Here is a 21,766-nt window from a genome sequence, read left to right as displayed (position 1 = left end):
AGCGGGTCGGGGACGGGCTGTTCAGCGGAGCTGGACCGCGTAGCTCTCCAGCGGCGGGACCTCCTTGATCAGGCCGCGTTCCTGCAGGAAGCGCGCGAAGCGCTCGTAGCGCTTCTCGTCCAGCGCCGAGGGGCTGTGCGCGAAGCGGGGCAGGGTGTCGTCCCAAGCCTTGCGGTTCAGCTCGTTGTCGACGTCCGGGCGGCCCTTGCGGAACAGCTCCCAGCTGTCCTCGGGATTGTTGACGAGGTAGAGGACGCCGCGCTCGACCGCGTCCAGGAAGCGCACCAGGCGCGGATCGTCGAGGCGCTCGGAATTGGCGAGGATCACCAGCTCGTCATAGGGCGGGACGCCGTGCTCCTCGGGGTAGAAGGCGCGGCCGGGATGGCCTTCCAGCTCCATCTGGTTCAGCTCGAAGTTCCGGTAGCCGCCGATCACGGCGTCGACCTGGCCGCTCATCAGCGAGGCGGAGAGCGCGAAGTTGACGTTGACCAGCTCGACGTCGTCGCGGCCGAGGCCGGCCGTCTCCAGCATCGCGGTCAGGAGCGCGTCCTCGAACCCTGTCACCGAGTAGCCGACCTTCCGGCCCTTCAGGTCGGCCAGCGTCCGGATGGGCCCGTCGCCGCGCACGATCACGGAGTTGAGCGGGGTCGCCACCAGGGTGCCGATCCGCGTCAGCGGCAGCCCGGCGTCGGCCTGGAGGTGCAGCTCGGGCTGGTAGGAGATCGCGACGTCGCCGCGACCGGCGGCGACCAGCTTCGGCGGGTCGGCCGGATCGGCGGGCTGTATGAACTCGACCTCCAGTCCGGCGTCCCGGAAATAGCCCTTCTCCAGGGCGACGTAGAGCGGCGCATGGTCGGGGTTCACGAACCAGTCCAGCAGGACCGTCAGCTTCTCGGTCCCGTCCTGCGCGAGGGCGGGGCCGGGGGCGGCGCCCAGGAGGCCGATGCCGAGGACGGCGGCGGCGAGCTTCAGCATTCTCACGGTGTCATTCTCCCTCGTCGGTAAGAAGGGTTTCGGGCTGCCAGGGCAGCAGGCGCCGCAGGACGAAGTCGACCGCGACGTAGAGGGTGACCGCCATGGCGGCGAGCACGGCCAGGGCGGCGAACATCAGGTCCGTCTGCATGCGGGCGTTGGCGTGGAGCATCAGGAAGCCGAGGCCGACGGACGAGCCGACCCATTCGCCGACCACCGCGCCGATCGGCGCCACGGCCGCCGCCACGCGCAGGCCCGAGGCGAAGGCGGGCAGGGCCGCCGGCAGGCGGACGTGCCACAGCACGCGCCAGCGCGGGCCGTCCATGGTCCGGGCGAGGTCCAGCCAGCCCGGGTCGGTCCGCCGCAGCCCGTCGTAGAAGGCGGAGGTGACCGGGAAATAGATCACCAGCGTCGCCATCACGATCTTGGACGCCATCCCGTAGCCGAACCAGAGCACCAGGATCGGCGCCAGCGCGAAGACCGGCACGGCCTGGCTGACGACGAGCAGCGGCAGCAGCCAGCGCCGCGCCGGGCGGAACGCCGCCAAGGTCAGCGCGGTCGTGCAGCCGAGCAGCGTGCCGAGCGCCAGGCCGAGCAGGATCTCGGCCAGGGTGTAGGCGGCATGCGTCGCGATCAGGGAGGCGCGGTCGGCCAGCATCGCGCCGACGCGCAACGGCGAGGGCAGGATGAAGTGGGGCAGCCCCGAGACGAGGACGACGGCGTGCCAGGCGACGAGGATCGCCGCGAGCGTGACGGTGGCGCGGACGAACCTCATATCGCGAGCCGCCCCAGGAGTTCGGCCTGGAGCGCCAGCAGCGCCGGGTCGTCCGCACGGCGCGGCGGCGCGCCGGCCGGAAGCAGCGCCGGCCCGATCGTCGCCGGCTGGCCGGTCATGACGTGGACGCGGTGGCCGAGCCGCAGTGCCTCGAGCGGGTCATGGGTCACGAGCAGGACGGTGCGCCCGGCGAGCAGCGGGGCGGCGAGGTCCTGGAGCCGCAGCCGCGTCAGCGCGTCGAGGGCCGAGAACGGCTCGTCCATCAGCACGACCGGCCGGTCCTCCATCAAGGTCCGCGCCAGGGCGACGCGCTGGCGCATCCCGCCCGACAGCGTCGCCGGCAGGTCGGATGCCCGGTGCGCCAGCCCGACCAGCGTGAGCAGCTCCGCGGCCCGCGCGCGCAGGGCCGGCGTCACGGGCAGGCCGCGCAGGCGGGCGCCGAGCAGGAGGTTGTCCTCGACCCGCAGCCAGGGCATCAGCAGGTCCTGCTGCGCCATCCACGCGACCCGGCCCGCCAGCGGGCGGCCGTCACCGGCCGCGATCGCGGTCGGCGGCTCGGGAGCGGCAAGCCCGGCGACGAGGCGGAGGAGCGTGCTCTTGCCGACGCCGCTGGGGCCGAGCAGGCAGGTCGTCAGCCCGCCCTCGATCGTGAAGTCGAGACCGTCGAAGACCGGCCGGCCGGCATAGGTCAGCCTGGCGCCGGACAGCGTCACGGAAAGCGGAAGGGAAGGGGGCCTGGCCCCCGGGCCGTCGAGCATGGGTCACTGATCCCTTCGCCGGTATGATCCGGATCAGGTTCCAGGGGTCGTCCCCGTTTCGGGACCTCTCAGCCGACAGCCGGCTCCCCCCAGTGATGCGACCCCGCATATCGCATCCTTTCCGCCCCCTGGCAAGCACCTTGGGCGGCGGTCGTTGACGCGGAGCCCGGAGAGAACTAGCTGATGTGCCGTGATGTCCGGCTCCCCCCTTTTCATCGGCAGCGAGATCTACCGGTCGTCCAGCTACGGCAGCAAGCACCCGCTGGCGATCCCGCGGGTATCGGCGGCGATCGACCTCGCGCGCGCCATGGGCTGGCTGACGCCGGAGGTCTATATCGACAGCCCGGTCGCGACGCCGGCGGAGCTGTGCCGCTTCCATGCGCCCGACTACGTCGACGCGGTCCGGCGTGCCGAGGTGGAGCAGCGCCTGCCGGCGGAGCTGTGCGAGCGCTACGCCATCGGCCGCATGGGCAATCCGATCTTCCCGGAAGTGTTCCGCAGGCCGGCGACCGCCGCCGGCGCCTCCCTGCTGGGGGCGGCCCTGGTGGCGGAGGGGCGGACGGTGTACAGCCCCGCCGGTGGCACCCATCACGGCCGGCCGGACCGGGCGAGCGGGTTCTGCTACTTCAACGATCCGGTCCTGGCGATCCTGCGGCTGCTCGACCTGGGCATGGAGCGGGTGCTGTACGTCGATCTCGACGCCCATCACGGCGACGGCGTCCAGGACGCCTTCCACGACGACGACCGTGTCCTCACCGTGTCCGTGCACGAGGCGGGGCGCTGGCCGCGCACCGGGCTGGTGGAGGACAGGGCCGGGGGCATGGCCCGCAACCTCCCGGTGCCGGCGGGCTTCAACGACTGCGAGCTCGCCTATGTCGTCGAGCATGCGCTGGTCCCGCTCGGCGAGGCGTTCGAACCCGGCGCCATCGTGATCCAGTGCGGCGCCGACGCGCTGGCCGACGACCCGCTGAGCCTGCTCGACCTGTCGAACCGCGCGCTGTGGGACGCGGTGGCCGCCCTGCTGCCGCTGGCGCCGCGGCGCCTGGTGCTCGGGGGAGGGGGCTACAATCCCTGGTCGGTCGGGCGCTGCTGGGCCGGTGTCTGGGCCGTCGTCAACGGGATCGATCCCGACCAGGCGCCGACGCCCGAGGCGGCCGAGATCCTGAGGGGGTTCAGCTGGACGCGGCGGCGCGGCCATCCCCTGCCCGAGCGCTGGTTTACCGCCATGGCGGACCCGCCCAACTACGGCCCAGTGCGCCCCGAGATCCGCTCCGTGGTCGCCGCCGTCCGCCGGGGCTGGCCGGCGCCGGCGTGAGGGGCTTTACAAGCGGCGGCCGGTTCGGTTAGCCACGTTCCCATGATCGCGCGCATCAAGGGGGCGCTGGCCGCCCTGGCGCTGCTGGGGCTGTTCGCGGTTCCGGCATCGGCCACCGAGACCTTCCGTACCGAGCCGCTCACGATCCGCACGGCGGCGGGGGGCGAGTACCGCTTCACCGTGGAGATGGCCGAAACCCCGAAGCAGATGGCGCAGGGGCTGATGTACCGGACCGAGATGGCGCCCGACGCCGGGATGCTGTTCGTCCACGAGGAGGACCGGGTCGCGACGATGTGGATGAAGAACACCTACATCCCGCTCGACATGCTCTTCATCGACCGGACCGGCCGCATCGCCGGCATCCACGAGAACGCGGAACCCCGCTCGCTGCGGACGATCGCCGCCCCGGAGCCGGTGCGGGCCGTGCTGGAGCTGAACGGCGGCATCGCGTCGCGGCTCGGCATCCGGGTCGGCGACCGCGTCGTCCATCCGGCGTTTCCGGCGGATTAGCGCCGGCGAAGCGCGAAGGTCAGGCCGTCGCCGATCGGGACCAGGCTCAGCGAGATCCGGTCGTCGTCGCGAAGCCTGGCGTTGAAGGCGCGCAGGGCCAGGGTGCTCTCGCGGGTGTCCTCGGGATCGGCGACGGAGCCGCCCCACAGGGTATTGTCGGCCAGGATCAGCCCGCCCGGCCGGACGAGCTTCAGCCCGGCTTCGTAGTAGCCCTCGTAGTTCGGCTTGTCGGCATCGATGAACATCATGTCGAAGCTGTCCGCCGCCCCTTCCGCCAGCAGCCGGTCCAGGGTGTCGAGCGCCGGGCCGAGGCGCAGCTCCACCTTGTCGGCGACCCCTGCCTCTGCCCAGTGGGCGAGCGCGATCGCGGTCCATTCCTCGCTCAGGTCGCAGGCGACGACCCGGCCGTCCTCTGGCAGCGAGAGGGCGCAGGAGAGGGCGGAGTACCCGGTGAAGGTGCCGACCTCCAGGACCCTGCGGGCCCCCGTCAGCTCGACCAGAAGGCGCATAAGGGCGCCCTGCTCGGGCGAGATCTGCATGCCCGCCGGCCCGCCGAGCGCCGCGGTCGCCTCGCGCAGCCTGGCCTGCACGGGATGCTCGCGGACCGACTGGGCGACCAGGTAGTCGTGCAAGCGGTCGGTCATCGTTATGGTACGCCGCGACATGAGGGGATCTCCTGGTGTCTGTCGCTTCCTTAATACCCCATTCCACCCCTTGTTCCGACCTGCCGATAGACGTTGACCGGGCAGGCGAAAGCGTTGTATTCCCTGGCCTCTCGTACAGTTCGGGGCGTAGCGCAGTCTGGTAGTGTTGGTTTTGGGCATAATCTCCCGCACCCCTGCTAAACTTCAAAATCCCTAGCGAATTCAAAACCTTTGCTCCGGTCCGCCGCACCACATGGCGCGGTTTGTGCCGGAACTTTGTCAGGCGATCCCTTTTACCTTCTGGCGAACTTCTTCCTTTTCCGCCGCGTCCGGGCGCCGCCGGGCGAGCTTGCCGAGCGAGCGGCTCATCGCCTCGGCCGTAGCGCCCTTCTCCAGGTGCGCGTAGCGCGCAGTGGTGGTGATCTGCGTACCGCCCAGGATCGTCTGAACCATCTTGAGCGTGTAGCCCTCGTTCAGGAGCCAGCTCGCCACCGTGTGCCGGAGATCGTGGAAGCGCAGCTCCGGCATTCCGATCCGCTTCCGGCCGGTGGCGAACGCCCGTTTGATCTCCTTCATGGGCTCACCGCGGTAGCGAGAGTACTGGCACCGCGAGCAGGCACACGGAAAGTACGGAGCGAAAGGCCTCGTCGCGCGCGGGTTCCAGATCATGCAGCGGTTCTTCAAGGCGGTGAGAGACATGCTTGCGGGAAACGGGTTCCGTACCGCAAAGTCAATCTTCAGGACGATCCAACGAGGCGGCTATGCGGGACCGGACCCTCTCGAACTACGAACTGCTCCTGGCGATCAGCGGCCGTCCGCTGCCGCCGGGGATGGTCCTGGGCCCGACGCACTCGGTGCCGCGGTTCCCGACCTCGCCACCGCCTTCGAGCAGCAGTTCGAGCCCGACGCCGACCAGCCCCGAGACGCCGCCGGCCGCTTCGCCGCTTTGAGTTCGGGGAAGCGGTCCAGGACCTCTTGGGTCCGGTTGTGGACACCGGCCTGCCGGAGCAGCGTCTTGACGACGAGCTTCACCGACGGCTCGCTCAGATCGAGGCGACGCCCGATGTCCTTGTCGCTGTACCCCCGGCCGGCAGCTTTCCGACCGCCTGCAGCCGCCCCTCCGGGATGCGACTCTGCACCACGAAGCCCTCCTTCCGGAGCGCCTCGATCATCGCTGGTATTTCCGTGTCCAACCCCTTTCATGAGCCATGAACGGAGCCGGAACGGATGAAAGGGGAAGCCGTGGATCAGTGTGTCAGATCTGTGCCACAACGATCCCGATCTGTCCCATTCCATCCTATACCCCGACCCGCCGATAGACGTTGACCAGGCCGGCAATAGCGTTGTATTCCCTGGCCTCTCGTACAGTTCGGGGCGTAGCGCAGTCTGGTAGCGCGCCAGTTTTGGGTACTGGAGGCCCCCGGTTCGAATCCGGGCGCCCCGACCAGACGACCAAGTGAGGCGTGGAGAAGAGAACCATGGAAGTCCGGATCTACCAGCCGAGCAAGACGGCGATGCAGTCCGGGCGGGCGAAGGCCGGCCGTTGGATCCTCGAAGGCGAGATCGAGACGCCGCGCCGACCGGAGCCGCTGATGGGCTGGATCAGCTCGGGCGACACGCTCAACCAGATCCGCCTCCAGTTCGACACCAAGGAAGAGGCGATCGCCTTCGCGGAGCGCAACGGCTGGTCCCATTCCATCTCGCAGCCGCGCGAACGCCGGGTCCGTCCGCGCAACTACGCCGATAATTTCCGTCCCGACCGCGTTGGCTGACCCGGCGCCGCCGGGCGGCGTGGCCCCATAGCTCAACTGGACAGAGCAAGCGCCTTCTAAGCGCTAGGTTGCAGGTTCGAGCCCTGCTGGGGTCGCCATCTCACCCCCATCTCACTCGGCCGCCTCGGTGACCGGGCGCTCCTGCATCTGCCGCATCAACCGCTCGATGGTCTCGCGCGGCCATTCCTCCGGGTCGCCCGCGTCCAGGGCGGCGCGCAGCGCCGGGCCGGGATAGGTGACGCCGATCCGCATGTCGTAATGCGAGGGGCGGGACACCTTCACGATGCTGTCCATGTTGCGCTGCATGAACCCCTTGCTGGCCTTCGGGCCGGCGACGACCGGTTGCAGGCCGATGCGCCGGTAGAACCGGAGCACCTCGCGCTGGTTCTTGTGGTCCATCTTCATGAACGCCTCGTCGAAAAGGCACAGGCCCGTTCCGCCCTCGGCCTCGGCGTCGAACTTCGAGCCGTGATAGGCGGCCGAGAGCGCGGCCCCGATCGACACGTAGAACGGGACCTGCTTCTCCGCGCCCGAGCCGACGCCGAGCCGGTGGGCGAAAGTCGTCTCCTTCCCGGTCTGGACGTCCTTCATCAGCAGCGTGAAGCGGAAATAGTTGCGGTAGTCCTCGAAGCGCGCGAACTCCGCGTCCTCCTCCATCAGGATGCGGTCGATCAGCTCCAGGCTTTCCCGGTAGGGCGAGGCGCCGGCCCGCGTGCCGCCGAACAGCGGCAGCAGGATCGTGTCGTCCTGCGCGGCATCGTCGACCAGCCGGATCAGCGGCGCGTATTCCGGGTCCTGCTGGACCTCGAAACGGTACTTCTCCTTGTGGAAGTCGTAGGGCGAGAGGGTCGCGTTCAGCGTCTCGATCGCGCCGCGCACCCGGCCGAACCGGTCGCGCAGCGTGTTGATGAAGTTGCCCTTCAGCAGGGAGCGCGACTCCTCCGCCGCTTCGATCGCCACCTGCTTGTAGCCGATCAGCTTGCTCTCCTCGATGTCCCGCTTGAGGGTTTCCGCCCAGGGGACCACCGTGCCCTCCACGTCGGCCTCGCGGTCGAAGCCGAGATTGCGGCCGGAGGCGCGCCGGAACTCGAAGCAGCGCTCGAACACGTCGGAGCGCGCCGACGGGATCTCGTCGCGCAGGGCGTCGACCCGCTCGCCGGCGCGCAGCGCGACCATGGGCAGGACGCCGTTGCCCGCCCGCAGGCGGTCGCGCCAGGTCTCCAGTGCATCGCGCTTGGGCATGCTCGGCGAGACTTTCGCGAACTGGCGCAGCATGTGGTCGCGGCGCATCCGCGATCCGGTCGCCTCGTGCCCGCCCTCGACCTTGCCGCGCAGCCGGGAGGCCTTCTCCATCGCGCCGTCGCGCTCCTTGCCGGTCGCGGCGATCTCCCCGTCGAGCTGGCCCAGGGTCCGCTCGATCCAGTCCAGCTCCTCCCGGAACCTGGGGTCGATGCTGTCCTTCACGCTGCCGAGCTGGCGTTCCAGCCGCTCGACCCGCTCGTCGGCGGCCTGGTGCTCGCCGATGACCTCCACGAGGCGCTTCCCGCCCTCGAGCGCGGCCGACAGCGGTGTCAGGCGTTCGGCGGCCGCCCGGTGCCGGGCCTTCGCCTCCGCGGCCTCGGCCATCTCCTCCTCGATCTCCACCAGCCGCGCCTTGATCGGGCCGGTGGCGCGGCCGGCCGCGTCCTTGCCGATCTTGTAGGTGTCGACGCGCCGCAGCTCGGAGACCAGGCCGTCGCAATAGGTGCCGTCCGGCATCACCGCCCGCCCGCCGGCCAGCAGCTCCGTCTCCGTCTCGACGCGCCGGACGTTGCCGATGCGCGCGGCCACGAACGCCCGCACCAGCGGGTCGGTCGCTTCCAGCACCTCGGCCAGCGACCCTTTCGGCACCTGCTGGCGCTCGATCCGGGCGGTGTTGGCGATGCGGCAGCCCCAGAACTGGCCCCGCTGGCTCCGGCGCAGCTCGCGCAGGACGGTGATCGCCTCGCGGGCCTCGGCCGGGGGCAGCACGATCGCCTCCCGGTCGCGCGCCAGGATGACTTCGGCCGCGTCGCGCCATTCCTCGTCGCGCACGCGCACGCTGGAGCACAGCAGCTTCGGGCGCATTCCCCGGGCCTCCAGCTCCGCGAGCAGGCGGCGCGTCGCGTCCGAGATCACGGCGCCGTGCGCCTCGATCGCCGCGAGCTGGCCGGCGAGATCCTCGCGCTCGCGCTGCAGCTCGCCCACGCGCTGGACGGCCGCGTCGGAGAGCTGCTCCAGCATCCGCATGGCAGGTGCCAGCGGCGGCAGGCCGTCGAGGGCGGCCTGCATCGCTTCCGGGTCGCGCGGCCATTCCGGCAGGCCGTCGGCGCCGCCGAGGGTCCGGATCGTCTCCAGCCGGTCGACCAGCGTGGCGTGCTCGGCCCGCAGCCGCTCCAGCGGCGGTGCCGGCAGCGTCCTCGTCCCGTGGCCGGCGTCCTGGCGCAGCTCCAGGGCCGAGGTCGCGCGCCGGACCGCGGCGTGCCAGTCCCGGTAGGGGGCCAGCGTCTCGGCGTGGCGCGCGCGCGCCTTCTGCAGGTCGAGTTCGATCTGCAGCAGCGCCTTGCTGCGGTCGCTCTCCCGAACGAGGCCGCGGATGACCTCGCGCCGATCGGTGTGCTCGCGGACCTCGCGGGCGTAGTTCTCCAGAAGCTTCTCCCGGTTCCGCTTCTCGCCCTCGGCCTTCGCCAGCTCGCGGGCGAGCTTGCGGTACTCCCGGGTCGCGTTGAGCGCTTGCGCGCGCGCCGCGACCCAGGCCAGCGCGTCCCGCTCGGCCGCCAGCCCACCGTATCGGCGCGCCGCGTCCAGGATGCCGGCCAGGGCGTCGCGCTGCGCCTCCAGGCCCTCGATGGTCTGCGCCACCTCGCGATAGGTCCGGATCGATTCCCTCAGCGCCGCGATGCTGATGTCGTCCTTCTCCAGCACGTAGGAGCGCACGAACTGGGTCTCGTCCTCTATGGTTTCGAAGCTGACGGCGTTGGCGAAGGCCTTGCGGTACTGGTCGACGCCGCCGTGGCGCCCGCGCTGGGACGTCAGGTGGAGCAGGTCGGCGATGTGGTCGCGGGGGTTGAGGTACACCTTGAACGCCCCGCCCTCGGCGGCGCAGCGCCGCTCGATCCAGTCCTGGAGCTCGCGCCAGGTGCGGGCCACGTCCTCGCCGCCGCTGCCGATCACGAGGTCGTCGGTCGTGACCTCGATGCCGGTCGCGATCCAGCGTCCCAGCGTCTCCTCCCGGCTTTCCGATGCCCGCGCCTCGAGCAGGAGGCCGGTGGAGATCCAGTGCCCGCCGACGTCGTCGCGCAATGCGAGGGCGAGATGGGTGTGGCAGGACTCGCGCAGCGGCGCTTCGCCGGCCCCGCCCGTGCGGCCGAGGCAGTAGCTGTGGACCGAGCGCTTGTTCCGGCGCTTCTTCTCCTGGTTCGCCGCCTTGTTGAGTTGCAGGGCGGTCTTGTCGTTGGACAGCATCACGGTCTGGATCGCGTCGAGGACGGTCGACTTGCCGGCGCGGTTCTCGCCGTACATGCCGATGGTGCCTTCGACCCGGATGTCCTGCCGCTCGGCCAGGAACCAGTGGATCAGCGCGACGTTCCGCAGCTCGTACATGCTCAGCGATCCTCGATGTCGGCATCTTCCGCGGGTTCGGCGTCGGGGTCTTCCTCGGCGGCGTGCCGGGCTTCGCGCTCGAGGGCGTCGAGCTCGGCCTCCGTGCGGTCGGCGAAGCGTTCCAGGATCTCGACCGGCGCCTCGCCCGCGAGCGGGCGGATGTTCGAGCGGATCTCGATCTCGACATCGCGGGTCTCCGGGTCCTCCTCGCCGAGTGCCACGACCGACCGCCGGCGCAACTCGTTCAGAACCTCCGCGAAGCGGGTGCGGCCGATCCGCTCGCGGCCCAGGATCGCGGCGTGGCGGTCGAACAGCTCGCGCGAGTTCGTCCGGATCACGGCGCGGTCCTCCGAAGCGCCCTGGTTCATGCCTTCCTGCCAGACCAGGCCGAGCAGCAGCACGACGATCGTCTCGTCCGTCCGCAGCATGGCGGCCGCCGAGGGGACGTCGGGGTCGGGGACGATGCCGACCCAGCCGTCCCGGCCCTCGTGGACCAGCTCGTAGCCGAAGAGGTCCAGTGCCTCCTCGATCATCGCCCGGCGCTTGATCGTGGCCTCATACAGATGCGCCGCGCCGCGGTCGCCGCCGTAGATGAACTGCCGGTTCAGCAGCGCGCTCGCCGCCCGGCGGACGTCGCGCACCGCGGCGGCGGCGGCGTCCGCGCCGCGGCTCGCCTCGACCTGGGCTTCCAGTTCGGTCAGGCCCTTGTGAATCGTCGCCATCGTCTATTTCCCCTTGGGCCGGACCACGAAGTTCGGCGCATCGATCCAGTCGCTGGCGTGCCGGCCTTCGGCGGGCGCGATCTCGTAGCGGCCGTCGAGCGTGCCGCCGCCGTCGCCGGCGATGTCGAGCACGCGCTCGAATGCCGCGAATCCGTCCAGGTCGGCGATCTCCATGTGCCGGCCTTGCGTACCTGCGGGCGGCACGCTGCGGTCGAGGAAGTCGGCGACCGCCCGGTCGTCCGGCTCCAGCCGCGCCTCGTACCACTCCGACAGGCGGTCGCGGAAGGCCTCGACCGCGTCGTCCTCGCGCCGGCGCACGGCACGCCGCGCGACCGGCTGGCGCGCCGCCTTGGGCTGCGCGAGGCCGTCGCCGGACAGGATGCGCGGCCGGGCGGCGAGGGCGCTCGGCCAGTGCGGCTCCTCGCGGCCGAGTGCTTCGAAACGGTGCCGGGCGGCCTCGATCCGGCGGATCAGCGCGGCCGTGCGGTCGACAAGACTGTCGTCGGAACTCTCCATGTAGCGCACGGTGTTGCGCAGGCGCCGCTCGAGCTGCATGCGGAACGACTCGATCCGGGCGACGAAGCCGGACAGGTTCTCGAACACCTCCTCGATCGTGCGCAGCTGTTCGTGGACGTCGCGCTCGGCCGTCGCGGCATCGGCGCAGACGCCGTTCGCGACATAGGCCTCGGCGATGTCGCGCACCCTCGCCGGATCGCGGGCGATCTCGCCCGCCATCAGGACCACCTCGCCGCGAAAGCGCAGGGGATGGTTGGCGTAGGTGAAGACGGCCTTGTAGTCCTTGACCAGGATGCGCTCGATGAACTCGTCGAAGAAGGCGTCGATCCGCCGCCTGATGTCCCCGCCGCCCACGATCTCGCGCCGGACCCCGCGCAGCGAGGACAGGATCGCGCGCAGACGGCGGGTGAACCGGATCGCGTTGGCGGCCGCCTCCGCGAGGCCCAGCGCGTTCGCGCCGGCATCCGCCAGAAGCGCCTGGAGCGACGTCCGGATGTCGATGATGACGCCGCCGAACATCTGCGGCAGGCCCCGCTCGATCGCGTCGAACTGGTCGGCGAGCGCCAGCACCGCGGGCGGCATCTCGACCACGGCGTTGAAGCCGTGCGGTTCCTCCTCGATCCAGGACGCGCGCAGCAGGCGCGCATAGACGTGCACGGCCATGCGCCCGACCTCGTCGTCGGGTATCTTCAGCGATCCGTAAGTCCGCTGATCGTCGATGTGGTCCCCGGGCAGGTCCTCGGGCTCGGTCCAGAGGTCCGGCCGCTGGCGCAGCAGCGCCCGCAGGCTCTCGACCACGTCGTCGCGCGTCGGGACCAGGATCCGGCTGCCCCCGAAGAACTCCCGGTAGACGCGCAGTATGGCTTCCGCGTAGAGCCGCCGGTTCTTGCGGCTGAAGACGAGGAAAGCGTCCTCGTCCAGTTGTCCGAACAGCGCCATGTCCTACCCGAGTTGCCCGTGGTCCGCCGACATGGGAGTTACCCCATCCTGGCCGGCCGGCGAACACGATATGATCCCGCGCGCTCCAATGGAACGGGAATGCGGAGGAGGACGGGCAGGGGAGCGGGGCGCATACCCCCTCTGAGGGCTGTCAAGCCGGCCGCGAAGCGGGTCAAATGGTCGATGCGCCGCGGGTATGGCGGCGTCGTCGCCATTGACGTGCCCCAATGTGACCCGAAACTGGGTCTAGATCCGCTGTCGAGGCCGCCGTGAACCCGTCCAGATTGCTTTCCCGCGCACTGATCGTACTGGCCGGCGGCGCCGTGCTGCTGACCTCCTGCGCGTCCGAGCCGCCGGACGGCGCCATGCGCGACGACGTGATGGCGACCGTCGTCAGGACGGTCAAGGGGCAGTATGTCGAGCCGGTCGCCGACAACGCCCTGGTCGAAGGCGCGCTGAAGGGAATGCTCCAGTCGCTCGACCCGCATTCCAGCTACATGTCCGAAGAGGACTTCCGCGCCTTCGAGACCGAGGCGACCGGCGAATTCGGGGGCATCGGCATAGAGGTCGCGCAGGAGGACCAGCTCCTGAAGGTCGTGGCCCCGATCGACGACACGCCGGCGGCCAGGGCCGGCCTGCGCGCGGGCGACCGCATCGTCACCATCGACGGCGTCTCGACGGCCGGCATGGCGCTGACCGACACCGTCTCCCGGCTGCGCGGACCCGTGGGAACGAGCGTCACCCTGGGCATCGCGCGCGAGAGCGAGCCGGATCCGCTCAACGTGAACCTGACGCGCGAGATCATCGAGGTCGACCCGGTCGAGTGGCGCCTCGTCGAGGACGTCGGCTACATCCGGCTGTCGGTGTTCAACGAACGCGCCGCCGCCGCCCTGGTCCACGCCGTCGCCGACCTGCGCCGGCAGGCCGGGCGCAACCCCGCGGGCTACGTCCTCGACCTGCGGGACGATCCCGGCGGGCTGCTGGGACAGGCGGTGGCCGTGACCGACATGTTCCTCGACGCCGGCGAGATCGTCTCCATCAAGGGGCGCGATCCCGCCCATGTCGAGCGCTACGCCGCCGGCCCCGGGGACCTGATCGAGGGCGCGCCGCTGGTCGTCCTGATCAACGGGGGTTCCGCCTCGGCGTCGGAGATCGTCGCGGGCGCGCTGCAGGACCACGGGCGCGCCACGATCCTGGGCACCCGGTCGTTCGGCAAGGGATCGGTGCAGAAGATCATTCCCCTGAACGGCCGCGGCGCCCTGCGCCTGACCACGGCGCGCTACTACACGCCGTCCGGCCGCTCGATCCAGCTCGTCGGCATCTCGCCGGACGTCGTCGTCGAGGCGGGGGACGGCCGCCCGGACGGGCTGCGCGAGGCCAATCTCGCGGGCGCGCTGAGCAACGACACCGGCGACGAACGGCCGGCGGCGGTCTCCGCGGACGAGCGCTCCTCCCGCGGCGCGCCCGGCCAGGCGTCGGGGGAGGACGAGGACGTGCAGCTCGACCGGGCGGTGGAGCTGCTCAGGTCCGGGGCCGGGCGCATCGCGAGCGGCCCGGCCGGCTCCTCCGGCATGCGCTGAGCCGCCGTAACTGAACTACCGTTCAGGCGAACAGCGCAAGCTGGGCCGGGTTCTCCGGACGGAACCGGCGGGGGGCCCGGCGGGAAAGCATGCGGTCGGGCTCCGTGCGCGGCTCCGGCCGTGGCTCGGCCGCCAGCCCGGCGGACCCGGCCTGCCATTTCCTGCGGGTACGCAGCGACAGCTCGAAGTCGTGGAGGCGGTTGCGTTCGGCCATGCGCTCGCGCAGCTCGCGCGCGACGTAGCGTTTCAGCTCGCCCGCCGTCGGCAGCCGCCGCTCCGTGAAGTCCTCCCAGATGCCGCGCGCGGCCCGCTCGAAAAGGTCGAGCGGCCAGTGGCCCATCACTTCCAGGTCCAGGCGCAGGGCCGGCGGCTCCGGCATCGCCAGCGCATGGCGGCGGGCGAAGGTGCCGAGAAACGCCAGGACGGCATCGTCGCCGCAGGGTCGCAGGGCGCGCTCCGCCGCCTCCTTCTCCCTCGCCACCTCCAGGATCAACGCGTCCAGTCCGGGACCGTCGGGCAAGGGCAGGCGGCGGTCCTTGGCCCAGCACTCCGCCATGGTCCGGACGCGAAGCCCCTTCGGACGGAGGGGGCGTGCCGCTTGACGCCGGATCGAGGTGCGGGCCACGGACGCCATAAGAGTAATTGGGCCGCTCTGCCATTGCGTGACTCACCGCAGGTTGGCGCACCAACCAACCCTTTTCAAGCGGGGCGGGCTTAGTGTGCACCAATGAGTCCAGCCCGGAAGACACTGGTGGTAAGTAATTTTCATTGGTCGGAAGATATTTATGAGAATAGTCATATGACGTTCGAATAGGTCACTCTGAAAGTGGCATTCTCGAAATCTGAAAGTCCTACTACTCAGTAAAGTGACATTTGGGTGAACATCTATTCTGGAACTTTTTTCACAGGTGCATGAGGGACGTGTCCGTGGTCTTGGGACGGTGTCGGATTCGAGCATCCGAAAGAATGCACGATTTCTGATTAGCTCGCCGTTGTGCTTGGGTTTCCGCGGGTGCGGGCGGGCTTCGGAAGGTTCTGCCTAAAAAATGGGCAGGTATGTGAGCCCGCTGACGGGTCCACGCAAGCCCCATGCTTGTGCACAAACTTATCCCCAGATTCTGGGGATTATTCCGGTTGGGAGGGGGGCAGGGCAGACGGTCTGCCGACAGTCATGGACGCCCGCCGGCGTCCCGGGTCCATAGTCCCGGATGCGGGATCAGGCGTCGGGCGTGTCGGCCGGCCGGCCGGTCGAGAGCGTGCAGGACGCCGGTCCAGATCTCGGCGGCCTCGTCGTCGCCGGCCGCGCGCGCCGCCCGCGCACGCTGGGAGGCTTCCGTACGGGCACCCTCGCCGTAGCGGCTCGTCAGCAGGTTCACCATGGCCCAGTGATCGTCGGTCCTCTGCATGCCGGCCTCCGATGCTGCCCCGGCAAGGCTCAACAAGCCTTGGGCCGACGAGTCGCGCCCAAGGCCCGGGATGGTTCCCGGCTTAGTGCCGGGGACCGCCGTAGAGCGTTTCGGGCGGCGTCTCGACGTCCAGCAGGGTGACCACCGCGCCGCCGCGGGCGGCGCGGAAGAAGCAGCTGCGCCGCCCGGTGTGGCAGGCGACGCCGTGCTGGTCGACCAGGACCAGCAGCGTGTCGCCGTCGCAGTCCACCCGCAGCTCCTTCAGCTTCTGCACCTGGCCGGAGCTCTCCCCCTTGCGCCAGAGCGCGCGGCGGGAGCGGGACCAGTAGCAGACGCGGCCGGTCGCGAGCGTCTCCTCGACCGCCTCCCGGTTCATCCAGGCCATCATCAGCACCTCGCCGGTATCGTGCTGCTGGGCGATGGCGGGGACCAGGCCGTCGGCGTCGAAGCGGACGAGGTCGAGGATCGGGTGCGCCGTCATGCCGCGTCGGCGAGCCGCCGGAAGCCCGCCTCCAGGTCGCGGATCAGGTCCCGGGCATCCTCCAGCCCGGCGTGGAACCGGATCAGCGGGCCGTCGGCGGTCCAGCGGCTCGCGGTCCGGATGCGCCTGGGATCGGCCGGAAGCGCCAGGCTCTCGAAGCCGCCCCAGCTGTACCCCATGCCGAACAGCTCCAGGCCGTCCAGCATCGCCGCGACCGCGGCTTTGGTGCAGGGCTTCAGCTCGACCGCGAACAGACCGCTCGCCCCGAGGAAGTCGCGCTTCCACAGCGCATGGCCGGGATCGTCGTGCAGGGCGGGATGCAGCACGCGCGCGACCTCGGGGCGGCCCTGCAGCCACTGCGCGAGCGTCACGCCGTTCTCCCAGTGCCGCTGCAGCCGGACGCCCATGCTGCGCAGCCCGCGCTGTCCGAGATAGACGTCGTCGGGCCCCGCGGCCGTGCCGGTCACGACGGCCGCCTTCTTCACCAGATCGGCGTCCTCCCGGTCCCCGCAGACCACGATCCCGAGCATGGCGTCGGAATGGCCGACGATGTACTTGGTCGCGGAATGGATCGAGACGTCGACGCCGTGCCGGAACGGCTTGAAGTAGAGCGGCGTCGCCCAGGTATTGTCCATGACCACCTTCGCCCCGGCTTTCCTCGCGACCTCGGCGATCGCGGGGACGTCCTGGACTTCGAAGGTGAGGGAGCCCGGCGACTCCACGAAGACGAGCTTCGTCTCGGGCCGCATCAGGTCCCGGATCGCACCGCCGATCGTCGGGTCGTAGAACTGCGTCTCGACGCCGAAGCGGGCGAGGAGGTCGGTGCACGCGGCGCGCGTCGGCCCGTAGACGCTGTCGGTCACGAGGATGTGGTCGCCCTGGCGCAGGAAGGCGAGAAGCGTCGTCGCGATCGCGTTCAGTCCCGAGGGCATGGACACCGCGTGGCTGCCGCCCTCGAGGGCGGCGACCGCCTTCTCGAAGGCGCGCGAGGTCGGCGTTCCGATTCGCCCGTACCGCGTGTGCTCGAACAGGTCCGCCTGGCCGCCCGCCTCCAGTTCGGCGACGGTCGGGAACAGAATCGTCGAGGCATGATAGACGGGCGGATTGACTACGCCGTGATTGGACGCGGGGTCGAGGCCGGCGTGGCAAAGGACGGTGAGATCTTCCAGGTCGTCTCGTTTCATAGGAGGCCGCATCGGTCGTGGGGGCGTGTATTCTGGCACTCGCCGCACCGCGGACCAACACCGGAATCGGGCTTGGCGGGCGGCGGCGGGCAGGCGATGGCGGGCATTTGATCGTTATTGGACAAAAAAATGGTCGCGGATACCTGCGCCGGACGGCATGATGCGCTTGCGTGCCGGCTACGACACGCGCAACAGTTTGGTTGACCTACGCAGCGTCCGGCATCGGAAACCGTCCGAGACTGGGCGGAAAGTCCGAAGCAAATACGGACATCAGGAAACAGGGAAGGTGATATGAACGCGAAATTGCTCGTTGCGGGTGCCGCACTGACGCTCGGAATGACTTCCGTTGCCCATGCCGGACCGACGTTGGACGCGATCAAGAGCCGCGGCTCCTTGCAGTGCGGCGTCAACACGGGCCTGCCCGGCTTCTCCAACCCCGACAGCCAGGGCAACTGGACCGGCCTGGACGTGGATTATTGCCAGGCCTATGCGGCCGCCCTGTTCGGCGACGCGAACAAGGTCAGCTACACGCCGCTGTCGGCCCAGCAGCGCTTCACCGCGCTCCAGTCCGGCGAAGTCGACGTCCTGGCGCGCAACACGACCCACAGCCTCCAGCGCGACACGGCGCTGGGCCTCAACTTCGCCCCGCCGAACTACTACGACGGCCAGGGCTTCATGGTCCCGACGGCGCTCGGCGTGACGAAGGGCAGCGAGCTCGACGGCGCCACCGTGTGCGTCCAGCCCGGCACCACGACCGAGCTGAACCTCGCGGACTACTTCCGTGCCCGCGGCATGAACTTCCAGCCCGTCGTGATCGAGGCGTTCGACGAAGTCAACGCGGCGTATTTCTCGGGCCGCTGCGACGTGCTGACGACGGACATCTCGGGCCTCGCCGGCGTGCGCGCCACCCTGGCCCCCAATCCGGACGATCACATCATCCTGCCCGACGTCGTCTCGAAGGAGCCGCTGGCTCCCGCGGTGCGGCACGGCGACGACCAGTGGTACGACATCATCAAGTGGGTCCACCACGCGATGGTCGAGGCCGAGGAGAAGGGCGTCACGTCCGAGAACGTCGATGAGATGCTGAAGAGCACCGACCCGACGATCCAGCGCCTGCTCGGCGTGTCGGGCGACATGGGCGCGCAGCTCGGCCTGGACAACAAGTGGGCCTACAACGTCATCAAGCAGGTCGGCAACTACGGCGAAGTGTTCGCCAACAACGTCGGCATGGAAACCCCGCTGAAGCTGGAGCGTGGCCAGAACGCGCTTTGGACCAACGGCGGCCTTCAGTACGCCGCCCCGATCCGCTGATCGGCGTCTGCTGTACGGGTTCGACCGGCCCCCGCCCGCCATCGTCGGCGGGCGGGGGTTCGGTCGAGTCTTCGTTCGGTCGCCCGTCCCGTGACTCCGCGTGAAGGAGTGAGCGTTGGCCATTGACACCAGAAAGGCCGGGACCGAGGCGCAGGGGCCGCGCGCCTCTTTGCTCAACGATCCGAAGTTCCGCGCGCTGGCGTACCAGATCCTGGTCGTCGGCGCCATCGTCGCGATCGGCTGGTACCTGGTTTCGAATACCCTGAACAACCTGGCGCGTCAGAACATCGCGACCGGGTTCGGGTTCATGGACAGAGAGGCTTCCTTCGCGATCAGCGAAAGCCTGATCGACTACTCTCCGGCCAGCAACTACGGCCGCGCCTTCGTGGTCGGTCTCCTCAATACCCTCAAGGCGTCGCTGCTCGGCATCGTGCTCGCGACGATCCTGGGCACGATCGTCGGCATATCCAGGCTTTCGAGCAACTGGCTGGTCGCGCGTCTCGCCACCGTCTACGTCGAGACGGTCCGCAACATCCCGCTGCTCCTCCAGCTTTTCCTCTGGTACGGCGTCGTCACCGAGAGCCTGCCGCATCCGCGCCAGGCGCTGTCGCCGGTCGAGGGCGTCTTCCTCAGCAACCGGGGCTTCCTGCTTCCGGCCCCCGTCGCCGACCCCGCCTGGCTGTGGGCGATCGGCGCCTTCTTCGTCGGCATCGCTCTCGCGGTCGCGGTGAAGGTGTGGGCGGACCGCAGGCAGGCGGCGACGGGTTGGCAGTTCCCGACCCTGCGCTTCAACCTGCTGCTGATCCTCGGGCTGCCGGTGCTGGCCTGGATGCTGGCCGGCGCGCCGACGGTGATGGAGGTGCCGGAGCTCCGGGGCTTCAACTTCGTCGGCGGCATCTCGCTCTCGCCGGAATTCGCCGCGATCCTGATCGGCCTGGTGGTCTACACCGCGTCGTTCATCGCCGAGATCGTCCGCAGCGGCATCCTCGCCGTGAACTACGGCCAGTCGGAGGCCGGGCTGGCGCTCGGGCTGCAGCGCAGCCAGGTGCTCCGCCTCGTGGTCCTGCCGCAGTCCCTGCGGGTGATCGTGCCGCCGATGACGAGCCAGTATCTGAACCTGACGAAGAACAGTTCGCTGGCCGTCGCGATCGGCTACCCGGACGTCGTCTCGATCGCCAACACGACGATGAACCAGACGGGCCAGGCGATCGAGGGCGTCGCCCTGATCATGGCGGTGTACCTGACGATCAGCCTCGCGATCTCGCTGTTCATGAACTGGTACAACAAGCACATAGCCTTGGTGGAGCGCTGACATGGCTCAAGACACCGGGGTCGGCTCACGATCCGTCGAGCGTCCGCCCGTCCTGTCGGCCGGGCCGCTCGGCTGGCTGCGCGCGAACCTGTTCAGCACCTGGTACAACGCGCTGCTCACCATCGTCATTCTCTGGGTGCTGCTCCAGATCGTGCCTCCCATGGCGGACTGGCTGGTGCTCTCCGCGCAGTGGGGCGAGGGGTCGCAGGAAGCCTGCCGGGCGGCCGGCGGAGCCTGCTGGTCGTTCATCGACGAGAAGTGGCGCTTCATCGTCTTCGGGACGTTTCCCTCCGACCAGCACTGGCGCCCGACGATAGCGATCCTGCTGATCATCGGGCTGCTGTTCGTGAGCAGCAACCGCAACTTCTGGTCTCCGTGGCTCGGCCTGGTGTGGGTCGTCGGGATGGGCCTGGTGTTCGGCATCCTCTACGGCGGCTTCCTCGGCCTCAGCTTCGTGCCCAACACCCTGTGGGGCGGCCTGCCGCTGACGCTCGTCCTGTCGGTGGTCGGACTCGCGGTGGCGTTCCCCTTCGCGGTGCTGCTCGCCCTCGGCCGCAGGTCGGACCTGCCCTTCATCCGGGCCATGTGCGTCGGCTTCATCGAGCTGATCCGGGGCGTGCCGCTGATCAGCATCCTGTTCATGGCGTCGGTGATGTTCCCCCTCTTCCTGCCGACGGGGGTCACCATCGACAAGCTCCTGCGCGCACAGATCGGCTTCATCCTGTTCGCCGCCGCCTACCAGGCGGAGGTCGTGCGCGGCGGCCTGCAGGCGATCCCGAAGGGGCAGTACGAGGCGGCCGACGGCCTGGGCCTCAGCTACTGGCAGAAGACGAGCAAGATCATCCTGCCGCAGGCGCTGTCGATCGTGATCCCGCCGATGGTCAACACCTTCATCAGCTTCTTCAAGGACACGTCGCTGGTGATCATCATCGGCCTGTTCGACCTGATGAGCACGGCGAAGGCGGCGCTGACCGATCCGGCGTGGCGCGGCTTCTACCGCGAGGCCTACATCTTCATCGGCCTGATCTACTTCGCTTTCTGTTTCTTCATGTCCCGCTACAGCCAATGGCTCGAAACCAGTCTCAACCGGTCGCGTCGGCATTGAGCGGAGGAGAGAATCAATGACCGCCATCCAGACATCCGGCGACGGCACGACCCCCGGCCCGCGCCAGCTCGGCGACGAGGTCGCCATCGAGATGATCGGCGTGCACAAGTGGTTCGGCGAGTTCCACGTGCTGCGCGACATCAACCTGACGGTCCACCGCGGCGAGCGCATCGTGGTCTGCGGTCCGTCCGGTTCGGGCAAGTCGACGCTGATCCGCTGCATCAACCGGCTGGAGGAACACCAGAAGGGCAAGATCATCGTCGACGGCACCGAGCTGACCGGAAACCTCAAGAACATCGAGGTCGTCCGGCGCGAAGTCGGCATGGTGTTCCAGCACTTCAACCTGTTCCCGCACCTGACGGTGCTCGAGAACTGCACGCTCGCCCCGATCTGGGTCAAGAAGGTCCCGAAGGCCGAGGCCGAGGCGACCGCGATGCATTATCTCGAACGCGTCCGTATCCCCGAGCAGGCGAAGAAGTATCCGGGCCAGCTCTCGGGCGGCCAGCAGCAGCGCGTCGCCATCGCACGGGCGCTGTGCATGAACCCGAAGGTGATGCTCTTCGACGAGCCGACCTCGGCGCTCGATCCGGAGATGGTCAAGGAAGTCCTCGACACCATGGTGTCGCTGGCCGAGACCGGCATGACCATGCTCGTGGTGACGCACGAGATGGGCTTCGCGAAGAGCGTCGCCGACCGCGTCATCTTCATGGACCAGGGCGAGGTCGTCGAGCAGAACGAGCCGGAGGAGTTCTTCTCGAACCCCCGCTCGGAGCGCACGAAGCTGTTCCTCAGCCAGATCCTGAGCCACTGAACGGCAACCCGTCTCTCCCTCCCGGGGAGGGA

22 protein-coding genes, 2 tRNA genes and 1 riboswitch are annotated in these 21,766 nt (G+C 69.4%); of the genes, 11 read left to right on the top strand and 13 right to left on the bottom strand.

Translation table 11 applies throughout. From position 1 onward, the window contains the following. Positions 1 to 21 precede the first annotated feature (21 nt). From VGO20_RS07980 to VGO20_RS07970, 3 genes are all read right to left on the bottom strand, one after another. Positions 22 to 975 carry an ABC transporter substrate-binding protein gene (locus tag VGO20_RS07980; protein ID WP_327501857.1) on the bottom strand — a complete coding sequence of 318 codons (954 nt, stop codon included), beginning with the start codon at positions 973 to 975 and terminating at the stop codon, positions 22 to 24. 10 nt (positions 976 to 985) lie between these two features. Continuing rightward, the gene (locus VGO20_RS07975; RefSeq protein ID WP_327501780.1) at positions 986 to 1,747 is read right to left on the bottom strand and encodes an ABC transporter permease; all 762 of its coding nucleotides are present in this window, start codon (positions 1,745 to 1,747) and stop codon (positions 986 to 988) included. After that, complete coding sequence (locus tag VGO20_RS07970; RefSeq protein ID WP_327501779.1) at positions 1,744 to 2,505, bottom strand: ABC transporter ATP-binding protein; 762 nt, start codon at positions 2,503 to 2,505, stop codon at positions 1,744 to 1,746. Before VGO20_RS07970 ends, VGO20_RS07975 begins: the two co-directional genes overlap by 4 nt. Continuing rightward, positions 2,498 to 2,605: riboswitch (TPP riboswitch) on the bottom strand. Its footprint overlaps the gene before it by 8 nt. A gap of 93 nt (positions 2,606 to 2,698) precedes the next feature. Here VGO20_RS07970 and VGO20_RS07965 point away from each other — a divergent pair. Next, the gene (locus VGO20_RS07965; RefSeq protein ID WP_327501778.1) at positions 2,699 to 3,820 is read left to right on the top strand and encodes an acetoin utilization protein AcuC; all 1,122 of its coding nucleotides are present in this window, start codon (positions 2,699 to 2,701) and stop codon (positions 3,818 to 3,820) included. 42 nt (positions 3,821 to 3,862) lie between these two features. Beyond that, the gene (locus VGO20_RS07960) at positions 3,863 to 4,330 is read left to right on the top strand and encodes a DUF192 domain-containing protein (RefSeq protein ID WP_327501777.1); all 468 of its coding nucleotides are present in this window, start codon (positions 3,863 to 3,865) and stop codon (positions 4,328 to 4,330) included. On the opposite strand, the gene VGO20_RS07955 is transcribed toward VGO20_RS07960, so the two are convergent. Continuing rightward, the gene (locus VGO20_RS07955; protein WP_327501776.1) at positions 4,327 to 4,995 is read right to left on the bottom strand and encodes a class I SAM-dependent methyltransferase; all 669 of its coding nucleotides are present in this window, start codon (positions 4,993 to 4,995) and stop codon (positions 4,327 to 4,329) included. The two genes, VGO20_RS07960 and VGO20_RS07955, sit on opposite strands and share 4 nt — an antisense overlap. A gap of 258 nt (positions 4,996 to 5,253) precedes the next feature. Further along, positions 5,254 to 5,550 (bottom strand): tyrosine-type recombinase/integrase, encoded by a 297-nt coding sequence (locus VGO20_RS07950; RefSeq protein ID WP_327501775.1) that lies wholly within the window; start codon positions 5,548 to 5,550, stop codon positions 5,254 to 5,256. Between the two features lie 185 nt (positions 5,551 to 5,735). Here VGO20_RS07950 and VGO20_RS07945 point away from each other — a divergent pair, with 185 nt between their 5' ends. After that, a complete protein-coding gene (locus VGO20_RS07945; protein ID WP_327501774.1) occupies positions 5,736 to 5,924 on the top strand; it encodes a hypothetical protein in 189 nt (62 codons plus the stop codon). A 93-nt stretch (positions 5,925 to 6,017) separates the two neighbouring features. Here VGO20_RS07945 and VGO20_RS07940 read toward each other — a convergent pair whose 3' ends face one another. Next, positions 6,018 to 6,146, bottom strand: coding sequence for a hypothetical protein (locus VGO20_RS07940; protein WP_327501773.1), 129 nt, complete (start codon positions 6,144 to 6,146; stop codon positions 6,018 to 6,020). A 198-nt stretch (positions 6,147 to 6,344) separates the two neighbouring features. On the opposite strand from VGO20_RS07940, the gene VGO20_RS07935 reads away from it, so the two are divergent. From VGO20_RS07935 to VGO20_RS07925, 3 genes are all read left to right on the top strand, one after another. Next, positions 6,345 to 6,421 (top strand) — tRNA-Pro (locus VGO20_RS07935). 31 nt (positions 6,422 to 6,452) lie between these two features. Beyond that, positions 6,453 to 6,746 carry an ETC complex I subunit gene (locus VGO20_RS07930; protein WP_327501772.1) on the top strand — a complete coding sequence of 98 codons (294 nt, stop codon included), beginning with the start codon at positions 6,453 to 6,455 and terminating at the stop codon, positions 6,744 to 6,746. Positions 6,747 to 6,767: 21 nt separating this feature from the next. Continuing rightward, positions 6,768 to 6,844 (top strand) — tRNA-Arg (locus VGO20_RS07925). A gap of 13 nt (positions 6,845 to 6,857) precedes the next feature. Here VGO20_RS07925 and VGO20_RS07920 read toward each other — a convergent pair. Genes VGO20_RS07920 through VGO20_RS07910 form a run of 3 tightly spaced genes read right to left on the bottom strand, consistent with a single transcriptional unit; the run spans position 6,858 to position 12,544 of the window. Beyond that, positions 6,858 to 10,367 (bottom strand): SbcC/MukB-like Walker B domain-containing protein, encoded by a 3,510-nt coding sequence (locus VGO20_RS07920; protein WP_327501771.1) that lies wholly within the window; start codon positions 10,365 to 10,367, stop codon positions 6,858 to 6,860. A gap of 2 nt (positions 10,368 to 10,369) precedes the next feature. Further along, on the bottom strand, positions 10,370 to 11,089 hold the full coding sequence (locus VGO20_RS07915; protein ID WP_327501770.1) for a DUF4194 domain-containing protein: 720 nt from the start codon (positions 11,087 to 11,089) through the stop codon (positions 10,370 to 10,372). A gap of 3 nt (positions 11,090 to 11,092) precedes the next feature. Continuing rightward, a complete protein-coding gene (locus VGO20_RS07910) occupies positions 11,093 to 12,544 on the bottom strand; it encodes a Wadjet anti-phage system protein JetA family protein (RefSeq protein ID WP_327501769.1) in 1,452 nt (483 codons plus the stop codon). Between the two features lie 269 nt (positions 12,545 to 12,813). Here VGO20_RS07910 and VGO20_RS07905 point away from each other — a divergent pair, with 269 nt between their 5' ends. Continuing rightward, on the top strand, positions 12,814 to 14,124 hold the full coding sequence (locus VGO20_RS07905) for a S41 family peptidase (protein WP_327501768.1): 1,311 nt from the start codon (positions 12,814 to 12,816) through the stop codon (positions 14,122 to 14,124). 22 nt (positions 14,125 to 14,146) lie between these two features. Here the strand turns inward: VGO20_RS07905 and VGO20_RS07900 are convergent, their stop codons facing one another. The 4 genes from VGO20_RS07900 to metC form a co-directional block, all read right to left on the bottom strand. Continuing rightward, a complete protein-coding gene (locus tag VGO20_RS07900; RefSeq protein ID WP_327501767.1) occupies positions 14,147 to 14,680 on the bottom strand; it encodes a hypothetical protein in 534 nt (177 codons plus the stop codon). 613 nt (positions 14,681 to 15,293) lie between these two features. After that, the gene (locus tag VGO20_RS07895; protein ID WP_327501766.1) at positions 15,294 to 15,530 is read right to left on the bottom strand and encodes a hypothetical protein; all 237 of its coding nucleotides are present in this window, start codon (positions 15,528 to 15,530) and stop codon (positions 15,294 to 15,296) included. 82 nt (positions 15,531 to 15,612) lie between these two features. Continuing rightward, the gene (hisI, locus tag VGO20_RS07890) at positions 15,613 to 16,011 is read right to left on the bottom strand and encodes a phosphoribosyl-AMP cyclohydrolase (RefSeq protein WP_327501765.1); all 399 of its coding nucleotides are present in this window, start codon (positions 16,009 to 16,011) and stop codon (positions 15,613 to 15,615) included. Beyond that, a complete protein-coding gene (gene metC, locus VGO20_RS07885) occupies positions 16,008 to 17,195 on the bottom strand; it encodes a cystathionine beta-lyase (RefSeq protein WP_327501764.1) in 1,188 nt (395 codons plus the stop codon). The genes hisI and metC overlap by 4 nt, the downstream gene beginning before the upstream one ends. A 291-nt stretch (positions 17,196 to 17,486) precedes the next feature. On the opposite strand from metC, the gene VGO20_RS07880 reads away from it, so the two are divergent. The 4 genes from VGO20_RS07880 (at position 17,487) to VGO20_RS07865 (ending at position 21,734) form a co-directional block, all read left to right on the top strand. Further along, entirely contained in the window at positions 17,487 to 18,506 is a 1,020-nt protein-coding gene (locus VGO20_RS07880) for an amino acid ABC transporter substrate-binding protein (RefSeq protein ID WP_327501763.1), read from the top strand. A 115-nt stretch (positions 18,507 to 18,621) separates the two neighbouring features. Next, complete coding sequence (locus tag VGO20_RS07875; protein WP_414639783.1) at positions 18,622 to 19,818, top strand: amino acid ABC transporter permease; 1,197 nt, start codon at positions 18,622 to 18,624, stop codon at positions 19,816 to 19,818. A 1-nt stretch (position 19,819) separates the two neighbouring features. Beyond that, complete coding sequence (locus tag VGO20_RS07870; RefSeq protein ID WP_327501762.1) at positions 19,820 to 20,923, top strand: amino acid ABC transporter permease; 1,104 nt, start codon at positions 19,820 to 19,822, stop codon at positions 20,921 to 20,923. A 91-nt stretch (positions 20,924 to 21,014) separates the two neighbouring features. Next, positions 21,015 to 21,734, top strand: coding sequence for an amino acid ABC transporter ATP-binding protein (locus VGO20_RS07865; protein ID WP_327501855.1), 720 nt, complete (start codon positions 21,015 to 21,017; stop codon positions 21,732 to 21,734). The last annotated feature ends 32 nt before the right edge of the window (positions 21,735 to 21,766 follow it).

Source organism: Arenibaculum sp. (assembly GCF_035998295.1).
Lineage (GTDB): Bacteria > Pseudomonadota > Alphaproteobacteria > Azospirillales > Azospirillaceae > DASYHS01.
This window is presented reverse-complemented; position numbering and strand designations above follow the sequence as displayed.

What these genes read in the sequence shown, in the direction of transcription:
- VGO20_RS07980 (WP_327501857.1), bottom strand. Translation starts at nt 975, where the DNA reads ATGCTGAAGCTCGCCGCCGCCGTCCTCGGCATCGGCCTCCTGGGCGCC.
- VGO20_RS07975 (WP_327501780.1), bottom strand. Translation starts at nt 1,747, where the DNA reads ATGAGGTTCGTCCGCGCCACCGTCACGCTCGCGGCGATCCTCGTCGCC.
- VGO20_RS07970 (WP_327501779.1), bottom strand. Translation starts at nt 2,505, where the DNA reads ATGCTCGACGGCCCGGGGGCCAGGCCCCCTTCCCTTCCGCTTTCCGTG.
- VGO20_RS07965 (WP_327501778.1), top strand. Translation starts at nt 2,699, where the DNA reads ATGTCCGGCTCCCCCCTTTTCATCGGCAGCGAGATCTACCGGTCGTCC.
- VGO20_RS07960 (WP_327501777.1), top strand. Translation starts at nt 3,863, where the DNA reads ATGATCGCGCGCATCAAGGGGGCGCTGGCCGCCCTGGCGCTGCTGGGG.
- VGO20_RS07955 (WP_327501776.1), bottom strand. Translation starts at nt 4,995, where the DNA reads ATGTCGCGGCGTACCATAACGATGACCGACCGCTTGCACGACTACCTG.
- VGO20_RS07950 (WP_327501775.1), bottom strand. Translation starts at nt 5,550, where the DNA reads ATGAAGGAGATCAAACGGGCGTTCGCCACCGGCCGGAAGCGGATCGGA.
- VGO20_RS07945 (WP_327501774.1), top strand. Translation starts at nt 5,736, where the DNA reads ATGCGGGACCGGACCCTCTCGAACTACGAACTGCTCCTGGCGATCAGC.
- VGO20_RS07940 (WP_327501773.1), bottom strand. Translation starts at nt 6,146, where the DNA reads ATGATCGAGGCGCTCCGGAAGGAGGGCTTCGTGGTGCAGAGTCGCATC.
- VGO20_RS07930 (WP_327501772.1), top strand. Translation starts at nt 6,453, where the DNA reads ATGGAAGTCCGGATCTACCAGCCGAGCAAGACGGCGATGCAGTCCGGG.
- VGO20_RS07920 (WP_327501771.1), bottom strand. Translation starts at nt 10,367, where the DNA reads ATGTACGAGCTGCGGAACGTCGCGCTGATCCACTGGTTCCTGGCCGAG.
- VGO20_RS07915 (WP_327501770.1), bottom strand. Translation starts at nt 11,089, where the DNA reads ATGGCGACGATTCACAAGGGCCTGACCGAACTGGAAGCCCAGGTCGAG.
- VGO20_RS07910 (WP_327501769.1), bottom strand. Translation starts at nt 12,544, where the DNA reads ATGGCGCTGTTCGGACAACTGGACGAGGACGCTTTCCTCGTCTTCAGC.
- VGO20_RS07900 (WP_327501767.1), bottom strand. Translation starts at nt 14,680, where the DNA reads ATGGCGGAGTGCTGGGCCAAGGACCGCCGCCTGCCCTTGCCCGACGGT.
- VGO20_RS07895 (WP_327501766.1), bottom strand. Translation starts at nt 15,530, where the DNA reads ATGCAGAGGACCGACGATCACTGGGCCATGGTGAACCTGCTGACGAGC.
- hisI (WP_327501765.1), bottom strand. Translation starts at nt 16,011, where the DNA reads ATGACGGCGCACCCGATCCTCGACCTCGTCCGCTTCGACGCCGACGGC.
- metC (WP_327501764.1), bottom strand. Translation starts at nt 17,195, where the DNA reads ATGAAACGAGACGACCTGGAAGATCTCACCGTCCTTTGCCACGCCGGC.
- VGO20_RS07880 (WP_327501763.1), top strand. Translation starts at nt 17,487, where the DNA reads ATGAACGCGAAATTGCTCGTTGCGGGTGCCGCACTGACGCTCGGAATG.
- VGO20_RS07870 (WP_327501762.1), top strand. Translation starts at nt 19,820, where the DNA reads ATGGCTCAAGACACCGGGGTCGGCTCACGATCCGTCGAGCGTCCGCCC.
- VGO20_RS07865 (WP_327501855.1), top strand. Translation starts at nt 21,015, where the DNA reads ATGATCGGCGTGCACAAGTGGTTCGGCGAGTTCCACGTGCTGCGCGAC.